At 67.3% G+C, this 13,408-nt stretch carries 15 protein-coding genes; 4 read left to right on the top strand and 11 right to left on the bottom strand.

Going from position 1 to position 13,408, the window contains the following annotated elements; genetic code table 11:
• Positions 1-5: 5 nt before the first annotated feature.
• The 9 genes from AADZ55_RS03345 to AADZ55_RS03305 form a co-directional block, all read right to left on the bottom strand.
• Positions 6-1,097 carry a lysophospholipid acyltransferase family protein gene (locus AADZ55_RS03345; protein ID WP_085323615.1) on the bottom strand — a complete coding sequence of 364 codons (1,092 nt, stop codon included), beginning with the start codon at positions 1,095-1,097 and terminating at the stop codon, positions 6-8.
• The gene (locus AADZ55_RS03340) at positions 1,079-2,212 is read right to left on the bottom strand and encodes an SDR family oxidoreductase (RefSeq protein ID WP_085323616.1); all 1,134 of its coding nucleotides are present in this window, start codon (positions 2,210-2,212) and stop codon (positions 1,079-1,081) included. Before AADZ55_RS03340 ends, AADZ55_RS03345 begins: the two co-directional genes overlap by 19 nt.
• 78 nt (positions 2,213-2,290) lie before the next feature.
• On the bottom strand, positions 2,291-2,392 hold the full coding sequence (locus AADZ55_RS03335; RefSeq protein WP_003402602.1) for a 30S ribosomal protein bS22: 102 nt from the start codon (positions 2,390-2,392) through the stop codon (positions 2,291-2,293).
• Between the two features lie 223 nt (positions 2,393-2,615).
• Positions 2,616-2,852 (bottom strand): cell division/environmental response transcriptional regulator, encoded by a 237-nt coding sequence (locus AADZ55_RS03330; RefSeq protein WP_085323617.1) that lies wholly within the window; start codon positions 2,850-2,852, stop codon positions 2,616-2,618.
• A gap of 140 nt (positions 2,853-2,992) precedes the next feature.
• Complete coding sequence (proC, locus tag AADZ55_RS03325; protein ID WP_207569014.1) at positions 2,993-3,868, bottom strand: pyrroline-5-carboxylate reductase; 876 nt, start codon at positions 3,866-3,868, stop codon at positions 2,993-2,995.
• 36 nt (positions 3,869-3,904) lie between these two features.
• Positions 3,905-4,744 carry a thioesterase family protein gene (locus AADZ55_RS03320; RefSeq protein ID WP_085323619.1) on the bottom strand — a complete coding sequence of 280 codons (840 nt, stop codon included), beginning with the start codon at positions 4,742-4,744 and terminating at the stop codon, positions 3,905-3,907.
• 14 nt (positions 4,745-4,758) lie between these two features.
• On the bottom strand, positions 4,759-5,601 hold the full coding sequence (locus AADZ55_RS03315) for a sugar phosphate isomerase/epimerase family protein (RefSeq protein ID WP_085323620.1): 843 nt from the start codon (positions 5,599-5,601) through the stop codon (positions 4,759-4,761).
• A gap of 16 nt (positions 5,602-5,617) precedes the next feature.
• A complete protein-coding gene (locus tag AADZ55_RS03310) occupies positions 5,618-6,673 on the bottom strand; it encodes a hypothetical protein (RefSeq protein ID WP_085323621.1) in 1,056 nt (351 codons plus the stop codon).
• The gene (locus AADZ55_RS03305) at positions 6,670-7,704 is read right to left on the bottom strand and encodes a Ppx/GppA family phosphatase (protein ID WP_207569015.1); all 1,035 of its coding nucleotides are present in this window, start codon (positions 7,702-7,704) and stop codon (positions 6,670-6,672) included. The genes AADZ55_RS03310 and AADZ55_RS03305 overlap by 4 nt, the downstream gene beginning before the upstream one ends.
• A gap of 129 nt (positions 7,705-7,833) precedes the next feature.
• On the opposite strand from AADZ55_RS03305, the gene AADZ55_RS03300 reads away from it, so the two are divergent.
• Positions 7,834-8,619 (top strand): hypothetical protein, encoded by a 786-nt coding sequence (locus AADZ55_RS03300; RefSeq protein WP_085323767.1) that lies wholly within the window; start codon positions 7,834-7,836, stop codon positions 8,617-8,619.
• Between the two features lie 24 nt (positions 8,620-8,643).
• On the opposite strand, the gene AADZ55_RS03295 is transcribed toward AADZ55_RS03300, so the two are convergent.
• The gene (locus AADZ55_RS03295) at positions 8,644-9,369 is read right to left on the bottom strand and encodes a GntR family transcriptional regulator (protein WP_207569016.1); all 726 of its coding nucleotides are present in this window, start codon (positions 9,367-9,369) and stop codon (positions 8,644-8,646) included.
• A gap of 77 nt (positions 9,370-9,446) precedes the next feature.
• Between AADZ55_RS03295 and AADZ55_RS03290 the strand changes: the two genes are divergently transcribed.
• Genes AADZ55_RS03290 through AADZ55_RS03280 form a run of 3 tightly spaced genes read left to right on the top strand, consistent with a single transcriptional unit; the run spans position 9,447 to position 12,654 of the window.
• On the top strand, positions 9,447-10,460 hold the full coding sequence (locus tag AADZ55_RS03290) for a hypothetical protein (RefSeq protein ID WP_085323623.1): 1,014 nt from the start codon (positions 9,447-9,449) through the stop codon (positions 10,458-10,460).
• Positions 10,457-10,786 (top strand): hypothetical protein, encoded by a 330-nt coding sequence (locus AADZ55_RS03285; protein ID WP_085323624.1) that lies wholly within the window; start codon positions 10,457-10,459, stop codon positions 10,784-10,786. Before AADZ55_RS03290 ends, AADZ55_RS03285 begins: the two co-directional genes overlap by 4 nt.
• Positions 10,783-12,654 (top strand): GMC family oxidoreductase, encoded by a 1,872-nt coding sequence (locus tag AADZ55_RS03280; RefSeq protein WP_085323625.1) that lies wholly within the window; start codon positions 10,783-10,785, stop codon positions 12,652-12,654. Before AADZ55_RS03285 ends, AADZ55_RS03280 begins: the two co-directional genes overlap by 4 nt.
• A 70-nt stretch (positions 12,655-12,724) precedes the next feature.
• Here AADZ55_RS03280 and regX read toward each other — a convergent pair whose 3' ends face one another.
• Positions 12,725-13,408, bottom strand: coding sequence for a two-component sensory transduction protein RegX (gene regX, locus AADZ55_RS03275; protein ID WP_085323626.1), 684 nt, complete (start codon positions 13,406-13,408; stop codon positions 12,725-12,727).

Here is a 13,408-nt window from a genome sequence, read left to right as displayed (position 1 = left end):
TCCCGCTAGCCGAAAAAGATGTTGCGACGACCGGCGAGCAGTCGGTACAGGGTCTGCTGGATCGTCTCCCGCACCTGGTCGGTCAACTCGAACGTAACCATCGGGTCGTCCGCGTCGGCGGCCGCGTAGTCGGCGGTGTGGATAGGCTCACCAAAGGCGATGCGCCACTTCGACGGCAGCGGCACCAACCCGGCGGGACCGGCCAACGGGAACAACGGCGTGATCGGGAAGTACGGCAGGCCAAACAACCGAGCCAGCAGCTTGACATCGGTCAGCATCGGGTAGATCTCTTCGGAGCCGATGATCGAACACGGCACGATCGGCGCCTTGGTGCGCAGCGCCGCCGATACGAAGCCGCCGCGGCCAAACCGCTGGAGCCGGTAGCGGTCCTCGAAGCGCTTACCCAGGCCCTTGTACCCCTCCGGGAACACCGCGGTGAGTTCGCCGGAGGCGAGCAATCGGTGTGCGTCCGCCGTACACGCCATGGTGTGCCCAGCCTTACGGGCAGCCTCACCGATCACGGGCAGGTCGAACACCATGTCGGCAGCAAGCAGCCGCAGATCCCGATTCGCCGGGTGCTCGTCGTGCACGGCCACCGACAGCATCAACCCGTCAAACGGCAACACGCCTGCGTGATTGGCCACCACCAGCGCCGCACCATCGCTCGGAATGTTTTCGACACCGCTGACTTCGACCCGGAACCATGACTTGAAGAAGAACCTCAGCAAAGGCCGGACGATCGCGTTATTGAAGTGCGGGTCGAACCCGTAGTCGTCGACGTTGTAGTCACCGGTCAGTCGTTGCCGAAGAAATCCGGCAACCGCGGCGACGCGTTGCGCAAGATCGGTTAGCGGGACCTCGGCCGTCGGCGTCGCACCCGCGGCGCGCCGGTGCTCATCGATTTCCCGGACCACGGCCGCGATCTGCTCGGCCGACGCCCGGTCATTCGGATCGGACAGCAACGAAGGATGCTGACGGGATGTCTCTGCACGTTGACCGGCACGCCGTCGCGCTGCCACTCGACCCCGATTTGCATGCAGTGGAATGACATTCGCTCTGGTTTCACCCGCCACGATATCTACCTGACCCCACCCCATGGAATTGGATTTCGGCTACCCCACCGCTGCGCCAAAGCTACCGCGCGACCCTCCCAGGAGCGTACCCGATGTGGGTCAATAATGGGAGTCAAGCCGCGGCCGCGAAGGTAGTCGTCGAATGCCCCGGCGGTCGTCCACTTGGGCTGGTAGCCCAGTTCGACGCTCATTCTGGTGGTGTCCATAACCCGGCCGTAGCACAGATAGGCGAATTGCTCCCGACTGATCTCGGTGTAGTGATTCGCCCGCCTCAGCGAATCGAGAGCCCATACCCCAAACCATGGCACCGGTATCGGAATTCGACCGGCTCGCCGGATCGCCTGCGACAGCATGAGGATGCCGTCGGCTCCGATGTTGAACGTGCCGGCCTTGCCGGCGATCGCCGCGCGCTCCAGCGCGCCCAGCGCATCCTGCTCGTGCAACAGCTGCAGTCGCGCATCGCGACCGAACATCGTCGGCACCAACGGCCCAGCAAAATAACGCGACAGCGTGCTATCCATCGCCGGACCGATCAGGTTGGCCAACCGCAGAATGGTCACCGCGATATCGGGCCGGCGCCGGGCCAGCCCACGCACGTAGGCCTCAATATCGAGGCAGTCCTTCGCGAAGCCCTCGCGGAAGGGGCGACGGCTACTGCAGTCCTCGGTGAATACCACCGGATCGTGTGGACTCGACCCGTACACCTCGGAGGTCGACTTCAACACGACGCGGCGGACCGAGGGCGCCTTTTGGCAGGCAGCGAACAGTTGCATCGCACCCATCACGTTGAGTTCCTTCAGGGCCGCGCTGCCGCCGGACCGGGGCGCAAGCGACGCCGCCGCAGCATGCACCACCGTGTCGACCTCGCCGTTGCGAATCACCTTGGCGATGAACGGATTTCGGATATCAGCGCGAACAAACTCGGCCCGACCCATCCGGCGCAGCATGTCCTTGCTGGGCGCGATCGCGTCCACCGCGATGACCCGATTGATCAGCGGGTTCTGGGCGAGGCGTGCGGTCAGGTAGCCGCCCAGAAAGCGGCAAGCACCGGTAACCAGCACGACTTTGGGGTAGTGCGCGTGGTCACTGCTGCCACCACCGACCCCTCCGGCACCACCCCGGCCGTTCGACGAGCTCACCCCGATAGCCTAGCGGCCAGGAGAAACAGCGGCGTTACGGGCGAGTGACACTGCGCGCCGGCGGGGCCTACTCGCGGTCTATTTGCCCAGTTTCCGGCGCTGCACCCGGGTTCGACGCAGCAGCTTGCGGTGCTTCTTCTTGGACATACGCTTGCGCCGCTTCTTGATTACTGAACCCATGACCCCGCTATCTTTACGGCTATCTGACCCGTGGACCGGCTGGTTAGAAATGACCCGGACACTTTACCCGGGCGATCGCACACAACACCAAACCGGCGGCACCTGACCCTGCCGGACCAGGCGCCACGTGGTCAGGTGCCCACAGGTCCGCGCCGGAATGGCGGGCTAGCGGCGCGAGAGGCTTGGTCCGGCCGACGCAGGCCTCGTGCAGCGAACCCTTCAGCTAGCCCGCGTCGAAGTACGAGGTCTCCAGCATGTCGTGGACGGCCTTGGCGTGCACCCGGAAGGACCGCCCGACCCGAACCGCCGGCAGCTCGCCGTTGTGTACCAACCGGTAAACCGTCATCTTGGAGACTCGCATCAGCGCCGCCACTTCGGCCACGGTGAGAAATTGTGTCCTGGCCTGCTGGCCCTCGACAGAACCGGTGTCCCGTGCCGATGGCCCGTTCGTAGACGTCATCGCAACCCAATCATGTCAGGCACGCGCAATCCCAGCGGCTTCCCCTCCGCTGGCACCCACACGCGCTTACAAAGAGGAGAATAGCGGGACTCGTGGGGTTACTGGTACTGGTGAGGGATAATCGGTGCAAAATTCCTGAATTATTCCGATGTAATTCTGAGCTGCTCAGAGCGGCTTTTGGCGGCCTGGACCGCCGCATCGACAGCAATCCGAAACCCGCCGCGTTCGAGTTCCCGCAGCGCAGCGGCGGTTGTCCCACCGGGCGAGGTAACCGCAGCTCGCAGCCTCGATGCGGTAAGGTCCACGCGCAGCCCCATCAGCTCCCGGTCGGCCGGTCCGCGATCTTCATCCATCCGCTCCAGCAGCATCGCCGCTGAACCGGCCATTGTCTGCGCCGCGAGATCGGTGGCTACCTGACGGCTCAAACCCACCCCGACACCGGCGTCCACCAGGGCCTCAACCAGCAGGAAGAAATAGGCCGGCCCCGAGCCGGACACCGCGGTGACCGCGTCCAACTGCGATTCGGGAACGGTCAGCACGCCGCCCACGGCGTCGAACAAGGCCGAGACCTCCTCGAGCTGTTGCGGGGTGACAAAACGTCCTTTGGCCAGCGCCGTAACCCCCGCTCCCACCAAAGCCGCCGCGTTCGGCATCGCACGCACTACCGGCGTCCCGGCCGGCAGCTTGGATTCGAAATACGCGATCGTGATGCCAGCTGCGACGGTGACGAACACCTGCTCAGCGCTGTCGTTCTCGGCCGCGGCGGCCGCGCTCGCCAGGTCCCCCATCACCGACTCGACGTCGGCGGGCTTCACCGCTACGACGACGAAGGTCGCGTTCTCCACCGCATCGGCCGCCGACGTCACCAACACCGAATAGGTGTCGGACAGGTACTTGGCGCGATCACGCATCCGTTCGGCCACCACCAAGTCCTTGACCTGCCGGCCTGCCCGCAGCAGACCCGACAACAATGCCTCACCGATGCTGCCGCCGCCGATGATCGCGATTCTTGCCATGCCCGAAAGCATCGCAGACAGCGCGGCCGATCCGTGTTACCGGGCGGGCACCATCGCCAGTTGGCGCGTCTGCACCACAATGCGGCCCAACCGGTCGACGACGATGTGGTCCTCGTCAAACCAGTCGTGCCCGATCTCCACGCAGGTGCTGAGCACTCGCAGCCAACCGTCGACGGGCAGGGCCCGAAGATAGGCGGTGAACGCAACGGTGGGCGCCCAGCCGGTGCGGTCCACGGCGAAGGTCACCGGGGCGGACAAGTCTCCGCACAGGAGCGCGAACAGCGCGTCCGGAGCAACGCCGCGTGGCCGCGCCCACAGCTGAATCTCCGGCGGCGTCCCATCGGTTGCGGGCCGCAGCGTCGACAACAGCGGCCGGACATCGCAGCCTTCGCCCAGCCGCACCATCCCGGCCAGCTGGTGGCCGGGACCGATCGGCACAACACCCTCGGGCGGTTCCGGTCTCATCAGTTCCACCACCGGGTTCGCCGACAGCAGCGGCGTGGTTGCGCCCGGGACATGATGCTCCGGCTCGCCCAGCGTGACGACCGCGTGCACCGCGGTGCGGTCGCCCTGGGTGAGCTCGACGTCGGCCACGCTGATCCGGCGACCGCGCTTGCGGATCGACGTCTCCAACCGCATCACCCCCGGATCCGGCGCCCACAGAAAGTTCGCCGAGACTGCGACCGGTTGCTGTCCGGCGGCGCCGTACGCGGTGCGGGCGGCGTTGGCGCACAGCGCCACCATCGCGCCGCCATGCACCTTGGGCCCGATGGTCCAGTGCTCGTTCAGCTCCCCGTCAAAAACTCGGCACTCGGCACCGCCCGGATCGGCGTCGACCTCGCGCAGCGCCATCGCGGTCGTAAACAACGCGTTCATGGTTCTCCCTGGAATCAACGCAGCAGGTGGGTACGGGCAAACTGCAACGATTCGGCCAGCATGGCTTCGCGCTCAGTGGCCGAACGCGCGCTTGAGGTGGACACCTCGAGCACGACGTGGCCAGCGAAGCCGCTATTGGCCAGCATCTGGCACACCTCGGCGGTCGGCTGGGTGCCGCGGCCGGGCACCAGGTGCTCATCGGCGGGAAGCCCACTGCCGTCACACAGGTGCAGGTGCACCAACCCAGAACCCATCCGCAGCGCCATATCCAGCGAGTCGGTGCCCGCGGTCGCGGTGTGCGAGAGGTCCAGCGTGTAATGCGCGTGGTTGCCGTCCAGTGGGTCGTAGGACGGCGCGAACGCCGAGATGGCCGGACCCGGGCCACCGCCCCGCTTACGCATCCGTTCCCGCGACTGGCCGGCCCCGAAAAACCGGTCCGCCCGGAAGGGAAACATGTTCTCCACGGCCACCATCACGTTGCTGCCTGCTTCCAGGGCGGCCACCTGGTCGCTGAATCCCTCCGCGTAGCGCCGCTGCCACCGGAACGGCGGATGCACGACGACCGTTTGCGCGCCCAATTGTTCGGCGGCCCGCACACTGCGGTCCAACTTGACGATCGGATTGGCGCCCCATACCCGCTGCGAGATCAGCAGGCAGGGGGCGTGCACGGACAACACCGGCACGCGGTAGCGCCGGGACAGCTTCCGCACCGCATCGATGTCCTGGCTGACCGATTCGCCCCAGACCATCAGCTCGACGCCGTCGTAGCCGAGCCGGTCGGCGTACTCGAACGCGGCCTCGGCCCGTAGCGGGTACACCGAGGCCGTCGACAAGCCGACTTTGATTGCTGGGCGCACTGTCCGTGGGTAGCCCCTAGCCCGATTGCAACAAGGCCAGCGGTCCCAGGGTAATCAGCGCCCCCACCGCAACCGCGATCAGCGTGCTGGCAATGTCTTCCGTCTTGCGGACGACCCGCACCGAAACCACCAGGCCAAGGATCACCATTACCGACAGCACCAGCGCCACGATGCTGTTCCATCGCCACAGCTGGTCGAAGGCGATGAACAGTCCGGCTCCGAACGCAACGGCCAGCATCGACTGCAGCACGATTAACGTGCCGCGCCACAGCGTCGCGACCGTGCCCAGCGCGCTGCGGGAAACCTGCGTGCCCGCAACGTCGCTCTCGACATCAAGCTGGTCGAGTTCGGTTCCGGCCGCCGCCGCAGCCTGCTCCTCGCCGCGACGTCGAGCCACCTCATCGGCTATGGACTGCCCGCCGAACAATATCCTTTCCGAAGTCTGTTCTGGGATCGGTTCTAGGGCCCCTTCCGCAGCCTGCAGGTAGGAGCGCAGGTAGGCGGAATCCGCCGTGGCTGGTTCGGCTTCGCGCACCTCGGTGTCCATGACATCCACACGGAGACCGGCGTAAGGCTCTACCGGATCGGGACTCATGTGCTCGGCACCGGACGGCTCTGCAGGTTCTCCGTCGCTGTGGGTGTGGCGCAGGGGCCGCGGGTACTCGCTAAGCTCCGGCCCGGACCCGCGTAGGGGCTGCGGAGGGGACTTGGGCCAGCGCGGCTCCGGTTCGGACCAGTACGCCCTTCTGATCGGCTCTTCGGCGAGAGGCTCAATGACAGGTGCGACTGGTTCCGCGAACGCTCTGGGGGCCGGTTCTCCAACCTGGGCTCGCCCGTTGCCGGGAGGGGACTGCTTTGGGTGCGACTCCGGGGCGGCTTCGTGATGGTCGTCACGGACGATCGGAATCTCACCTGTCAGTTCTGCAACCGTGACCGCATCACTGTCGCCGCGTCGCCGTCGGCGCCGGCGGGTGCCCGCCGGAGCGCCGATGGTTCCATTCCTAGCGAGCAACTCGGCCACCGAGATCTGCCGGTCATCGGGGCTCTCAGCCTCGGAGTGGGGTCCAGTCATGGTTTGCTGCCTCTCGATCGGTTAGCCGTGTTCCGATCAACTGCCTGACCTCCAGCATCGCGCACCGAGGTCTGCACAGACGAGGATTCGATCAAGGCGGTTCCGTCGGCTTCGGCGTCGAGTTTGCGCAAGATAAGACCTTCCCGCAGCGCCCATGGGCAGATCTGAACCGCATCTATCGACAGCACTCGCATGCTTGCCTCTGCTACCAGGGCGCCCGCCACGATCTGCGGCGCCCGCTCGGCGCTTACTCCTTCCAGTTCTGCACGGTCAACCGCCGTCATCCTAGAGATAAATGCGATGAGTTGCCGCAGCCCGTTGGCCGTCAGGGTCCTCTTCACCCGCGGACCGGCCGCCGACGGCGCCGCACCGGTGAGTCGCGCCAACGAGCGAAACGTCTTCGACGTTGCTACTGCCAGGTCGGGGCTGCCGGCTTCCAGGACGGTCACACTGGCCTCGGCCAGCTCGGCGTCCAGCCAGTCCCGTAGCATCGCCACCCGGCGCCGACCGGGCGGATCGTCGGGCAGCCACTCCCGGGTCAACCGTCCGGCGCCCAGCGGCAGCGACAATGCGATCTCGGGCTCCTCATCCACGCCGCTGGACAATTCCAGCGAGCCGCCGCCGATGTCCAGGTTGATGATGCGCCCCGCGCTCCACCCGAACCAGCGCCGAACCGCCAGAAAAGTCAGCCGCGACTCGTCGACCCCGCGCAGCACCTGCAGCTCGACGCCGGTCTCCTTGCGCACCCGGGCGAGCACGTCGTCGGAATTCTCGGCGTCTCGGACCGCGGACGTAGCAAATGCCATCAACTCGGCGCACCCGGAACTCACCGCGATCTTGGCGAACTCGTCGATTGTGGAAATCAGTTTGTCAGCACCGCGCCTGGTGATCCTGCCCGAGCTGTCGGTCGCCTCGGAAAGGCGCAGCGTGGCCTTCGTCGAACTCATCGGCGTCGGATGCCCGCCCCGGTGGGCATCCACCACCAGCAGATGGACCGTGTTGCTACCCACGTCCAGCACGCCCAATCGCACGAAATCAACCTAGTCCGGACGAGGATGCGGGCGTGTGGCGACCCGCTGCAGTCGCTCGGCACCGGGTGCCGGCCCGAGCCGGGTAACGGCGGGATCACGCGGCCGGCTTTGTGGTCTAACGTTGAAACCGTGGCAAATTCGCGCCCAAGGCCGGGGCAAGAGGTCGAATTGGATTTCGCCCGCGAGTGGGTGGAGTTCTATGACCCCGACAATCCCGAGCACCTGATCGCGGCCGACCTGACCTGGTTGCTGTCGCGCTGGACGTGCGTGTTCGGCACACCGGCCTGCCGGGGCACGGTGGCGGGCCGGCCGAACGACGGGTGTTGCTCGCACGGCGCGTTCCTGTCCGACGACGACGACCGGGCGCGGTTGGACGACGCGGTGAAGAAGCTGACCGACGACGACTGGCAGTTCCGGTCGAAGGGCCTGGGCCGCAAGGGCTACCTGGAACTCGACGAGCACGACGATCAACCCCAACTCCGCACCCGCAAACACAAGAACGCATGTATCTTCCTGAACCGGCCCGGGTTCGCCGGCGGCGCCGGCTGCGCGCTGCACAGCAAAGCCCTCAAGCTGGGCGTTCCGCCGTTGACGATGAAGCCCGATGTCTGCTGGCAGTTACCGATCCGGCGCAGCCAGGAATGGGTGACCCGCCCCGATGGCACGGAGATCCTCAAGACCACCCTCACCGAGTACGATCGCCGCGGCTGGGGCTCGGGCGGTGCCGACCTGCACTGGTACTGCACCGGCGATCCGGCCGCCCATGTCGGGACCAAACAAGTGTGGCAGAGCCTCGCCGACGAACTCACCGAACTACTCGGCGCGAAGGCCTATGGGCAGCTCGCGGCAATGTGTCAGCGCCGCAGCCGATTCGGGCTCATCGCCGTACATCCCGCGACACGGGCGGCCCAGTAGCCGGCCTGCCCTACCCAGCGCGCGCTAGGTAGGTGCGTCGCTGTTGGTGTAGGACTTGACCATGCGCAGCGCGCTGGTGTTCAGATACGCCTCGACCGTCGCTGCAGCGGCCATCGGGTCGCGCGCCAGCACCGCCTCGGTGATTGCCCGCAGGTCGGTCAGCACCGGATCGGCGTCGTCGTAGGCTCCGGTGAGCGCGTGCTCACGGCCGCCGAAGGCGTGCTCAACCCAGCGGTATAGCAACCCCAATGCGCGGTTGCGGGTGCTGTGGATGAGCACCCGGAAGTAGGCGAGATCGGCCGTCTGCCGCGCCGCGGCCGTGTCCGCCCGGTGCACCACTTCTAGCGCGGCCCGCAACGCCTCGGCATCCTCGGGCGTGCTGCGGTCGGCGGCCAGACGGCCGATCAATGGGCCCAACGCCGCGCGGATTTCCAGCAACTCGACCAGGAAGTCGGGGCCCAGCTTGCGCACCAACGCCTCGACCACCGCTGGATGGGTGAGACCCTCGGGGTCGCGGACCACGCTGCCACTGCCGTGCCGGACCTCGATCAGGCCCATCTGTTGCAGTCGCGCCAGACCCTGGCGCAGCGAGGTGCGGTTGACGCCGAACCGCTCGGCCAGGTCTCGCTCGGGCGGCAGAGTCGAGCCGGGCGGGAAGACGCCGTCGAGGATGGCGTCGGCGATCGACGTGGCGATCCGCTCGTCCACCCGTTGACGATCCGGCGGTTGAAAAACACTTGACTGGTTCATTGGCTCAACCAATATAGTGGACGGGTCGACAACTCGGCCAGAACCAGGAGCGTGTCGGCATCGACCGGAGGTCAGGCATGGACGACGAAATGCGATCGGCGGCCGTGCCGCGCTGGCGCGGTGCCCCCGGGCGCCTGGAGGTCTGGTATGCAACCTTGTCGGATCCGGTGACGCATGCCGGCCTATGGGTGCACTGCGAGACGGTGGCGCCGGTAGCGGACGGGGGCGCCGACCGATGGTCCGGCCCCGCCGCCAGCCAGGACGGCACACGCTATCCCCCGGGCACCCCGTATGCGCACGGTTGGGTGACCTGGTTTCCGCCGGACGGCCCACCGTGTACCGAACGCTTCGGTCCGCAGCCCGCCCGACCCGCGGCAGGCCCCGCTTGGTTCGACGTCGCGGGCGTACGCGTGGCACCAGAAGAGCTGGCCGGACGTGCGCGGTCACTCGCATGGGACCTGTCCTGGAAGGACCCCGCGGCGCCGCTGTGGACGTTTCCCCGCGTGGCCTGGGAGCGCGAGTTGCTGCCGGGTGCCCAAGTGGTGATCGCTCCCACCGCCGCGTTCGCCGGCTCGTTGGCCGTCGGCGCCACCGCTTACCGCATCGACGGCTGGCGCGGTGGCGTCGCCCACATCTATGGGCACGGCAACGCCAAGCGCTGGGGGTGGATCCATGCCGACCTCGGGAACGGCGACGTGCTGGAGGCGGTCACCGCGGTGTCGCACAAGCCTGGCCTGCGCAGGCTTGCGCCGTTGGCGTTCGTTCGCTTCCGCATCGATGGAAAGGACTGGCCCACAAGCCCTTTGCCTTCGTTGCGAATGCGGACAACGCTCGGCCTGCAGCACTGGCAGCTCGCGGGACGCATCGGCGGCCGCGAGGTGCTGATTCGCGTCGACCAGCCGCCGGACAGGTGCGTAAGCCTGGGATACACCGATCCCGACGCGGGCACGGCGGTGTGCACCAACACCGAGCAGGCCGAAATTCACATCGAGCTCGACGAGCGGCGTTGGTCGGTGCTAGGCACCGGGCACGCCGAGGTTGGCCTGCGCGGAACCGAGGCACCCGCCAGCAACGAAAGGATCCCGTCATGAGTTTCCTGCTCGACCCGCCGCTGTTGCTTATCGCCGGGGTGCTCCTCGAGCGCCGCCTGCCCGTGGATCGCCGCGATGTCGCCGAGGCCGCCGTCCTTGGTGTCTTCTTCGCCGGGTCGTTCGGGCTCTACCAAAACGTGCCCGGGCTCGGCCCGCTGTGGCGACCATTCCGCTCGCGGAACGGTCGCGACTTCATGTGGAACAGCGGCGTTTTCGGGGTAAAGACCGCCGAGGCCGGTTGGCCACTACACGCGGCGGCCGGGGCCATCTTCGCCACGTACCCGTTCTTCATCAAACTCGGCCGACGGCTCGGACGTCTGATATGAGCCAGCTGGGCGATCGGGCCTGCGCAGCGTTCGGCACCGCGCTGCTGCCGCAGGAACACGGTGGCCCGTCACCGGCTCAGTTCGTGGCCCGCGTCGACCGCTACGTCACCCGGCTGCCGACGACCTCCCGACTGGCGGTGCGCACCGGGCTGCTGGCGCTCGCGGCGGCCAGCTACCTCACCACCGGTCGGTCGCTGGTGCGACTGAGCCCCGACAGCCGTGCTCGGGTGCTGCGCCGGATCGCCGCGCTGAGCCCGGACGTCGGTGCGGCCATGGAAGGGCTGAAGGCCATCGCGCTGCTAGCCAACGGCGCCGACGAGTACGCCGCGGAATTGCTCGCCCGCGCTCGGGAACACGACGCGGCCCGTCCCGATGCGGAATTGAACGTCACCCCATCGGCGGAGAGCGGTTCCGTCGTCACCACCGATGTGGTGATCGTTGGCTCCGGCGCCGGTGGGGCAATGGTGGCTCGCACCCTAGCCCGGGCCGGTTTTGGCCCCGTCGTGCTCGAGGAAGGGCGGCGCTGGACGGTCGAGGAGTTCCGCACCACGCACCCGATCGATCGGTATGCCGGCTTGTATCGCGGTGCCGGGGCCACCATCGCGCTGGGACGTCCACCGGTCGTGTTACCGATCGGCCGGGCGGTGGGTGGCACCACCGTCGTGAACTCCGGCACCTGCTTCCGGCCGCCGCTCGCCGTGCAGCGGCGCTGGCGCGACGAATTCGGCCTCGGCATGGCCGACCCGGACCGGCTGGCCGGCCGATTCGACGACGTGGAGCACACGCTGCGGGTAGCGCCCGTACCAGTGGAGATCATGGGCCGCAACGGGCGCCTGCTGCTCGACGCCGCCAAGGCACTGGACTGGCGGGCTGCGCCCATTCCACGCAACGCGCCGGATTGTGACGGCTGTTGCCAATGCGCGATCGGCTGCCCCAACAACGCCAAGTTCGGCGTGCACCTCAACGCGCTGCCCCAGGCCTGTGCGGCCGGCGCGCGGATCCTCTGCCAGGCGCGCGTCGAACGGGTGCTGCACCAGGACGGACGCGCCCGTGGCGTGCGAGCCCGCCGGCCCGACGGCACCACGCTCGACGTGTTGGCCGACACCGTGGTGGTCGCCGCCGGTGCGACCGAGACGCCGGGGCTGTTGCGGCGCAGCGGCCTCGGTGGCCACCCGCGGCTGGGCCGCAACCTCGCGCTGCATCCGGCGACGATGCTTGCCGGCCGCTTCGACGACGACATCCTGGCATGGCGTGGGGTACTGCAGAGCGCGGCTGCCCACGAGTTTCACGAATCGGATGGGGTGCTGATCGAAGCGACCTCCACACCACCCGGAATGGGGTCGATGGTCTTTCCCGGCTATGGGCCCGAACTGCTCAGCTGGCTCGACCGGGCAGGTCGAGTCGCGACGTTTGGTGCGATGGTCGCCGATCGCGGTGTCGGCTCGGTGCTGACGGTGCGCGGCGAGACGCTGGTGCGTTACCACATCGCCCCGCCCGACGGCGCCAAGCTACGGGTCGCGATCCAGGCCATTGGCCGGCTGCTCTTCGCCGCCGGCGCGGTGGAGGTGCTCACCGGTCTGCCCGGTGTAGGCGCGGTGACGTCACTGCCCACACTGCAGGACGTGCTGCAGCGCACCAGCTTGAGGAGTATGCACCTGGCCGCATTTCACCCGACGGGCACCGCCGCCGCCGGAGCCGACGACCAGCTCTGTCCGGTCGACGAGACCGGCCGGCTGCGCGGTATCAACGGTGTCTGGGTTGCCGATGCCTCGATCCTGCCCAGCTGCCCGGAGGTGAACCCGCAGCTGTCCATCATGGCGTTGGCGCTATCCGTCGCGGACGAGATCGCTGCCACTCGCCGAGACTGAAGCTACGCACATCCGCGTCGGGGCGTGTCGTGTGCGTGGTGTAACTGTCGCGGACCCAGGCCGAGCGCGCTTAGCCCTCCAGCTTGTAGCCCAACCCCCGCACCGTCACCAAATGCACCGGGTTGGCCGGGTCGGCTTCGATCTTGGACCGCAGGCGCTTGACGTGGACATCGAGGGTTTTGGTATCGCCAACGTAGTCGGCACCCCAGACCCGATCGATCAGTTGCCCGCGAGTCAACACCCTCCCGCTGTTACGCATCAGGTATTCCAACAGGTCGAACTCCTTGAGCGGCAGCGTGATCGCATCGCCGTTCACCGAGACGACATGCCGCTCCACGTCCATCCGGACCGGCCCGGACTCCAGTACGCCGTCACTAATTTCGGAGTCGTCGTCGCCACCACGGCGAAGCACCGCACGGATCCGGGCGATCAACTCGCGCGCCGAATAGGGCTTGGTCACGTAGTCGTCGGCACCCAGCTCCAACCCGACCACCTTGTCGATCTCGCTGTCCCGGGCGGTCACCATGATCACCGGAACGCTGGACCGAGCCCGCAACTGTTTGCACACGTCGGTGCCCGACATCCCCGGCAGCATCAGATCGAGCAGCACGATGTCAGCGCCGGCCCGATCGAACTCGGCGAGCGCCGCCGGACCATCGGCCACCACGGTGGCCTCAAAGCCCTCCTTGCGCAGGAGAAACGCCAGCGGATCCGCCAGCGACTCCTCGTCCTCCACGATCAGCACACTTGTCAT

The organism is Mycobacterium decipiens (genome assembly GCF_963853665.1).
In the GTDB taxonomy this organism is placed as follows: Bacteria; Actinomycetota; Actinomycetes; order Mycobacteriales; family Mycobacteriaceae; genus Mycobacterium; species Mycobacterium decipiens.
The sequence above is the reverse complement of the archived record's forward strand: the minus strand, read 5'-3'. Positions and strand labels throughout refer to the sequence as shown.

Excerpts from the sequence above, each read along its gene's own strand:
- AADZ55_RS03345 (WP_085323615.1), bottom strand. The coding sequence starts at position 1,097 with ATGGGGTGGGGTCAGGTAGATATCGTGGCGGGTGAAACCAGAGCGAAT.
- AADZ55_RS03335 (WP_003402602.1), bottom strand. The coding sequence starts at position 2,392 with ATGGGTTCAGTAATCAAGAAGCGGCGCAAGCGTATGTCCAAGAAGAAG.
- AADZ55_RS03330 (WP_085323617.1), bottom strand. The coding sequence starts at position 2,852 with ATGACGTCTACGAACGGGCCATCGGCACGGGACACCGGTTCTGTCGAG.
- proC (WP_207569014.1), bottom strand. The coding sequence starts at position 3,868 with ATGGCAAGAATCGCGATCATCGGCGGCGGCAGCATCGGTGAGGCATTG.
- AADZ55_RS03320 (WP_085323619.1), bottom strand. The coding sequence starts at position 4,744 with ATGAACGCGTTGTTTACGACCGCGATGGCGCTGCGCGAGGTCGACGCC.
- AADZ55_RS03310 (WP_085323621.1), bottom strand. The coding sequence starts at position 6,673 with ATGACTGGACCCCACTCCGAGGCTGAGAGCCCCGATGACCGGCAGATC.
- AADZ55_RS03295 (WP_207569016.1), bottom strand. The coding sequence starts at position 9,369 with ATGAACCAGTCAAGTGTTTTTCAACCGCCGGATCGTCAACGGGTGGAC.
- AADZ55_RS03290 (WP_085323623.1), top strand. The coding sequence starts at position 9,447 with ATGGACGACGAAATGCGATCGGCGGCCGTGCCGCGCTGGCGCGGTGCC.
- AADZ55_RS03285 (WP_085323624.1), top strand. The coding sequence starts at position 10,457 with ATGAGTTTCCTGCTCGACCCGCCGCTGTTGCTTATCGCCGGGGTGCTC.
- AADZ55_RS03280 (WP_085323625.1), top strand. The coding sequence starts at position 10,783 with ATGAGCCAGCTGGGCGATCGGGCCTGCGCAGCGTTCGGCACCGCGCTG.
- regX (WP_085323626.1), bottom strand. The coding sequence starts at position 13,408 with ATGACAAGTGTGCTGATCGTGGAGGACGAGGAGTCGCTGGCGGATCCG.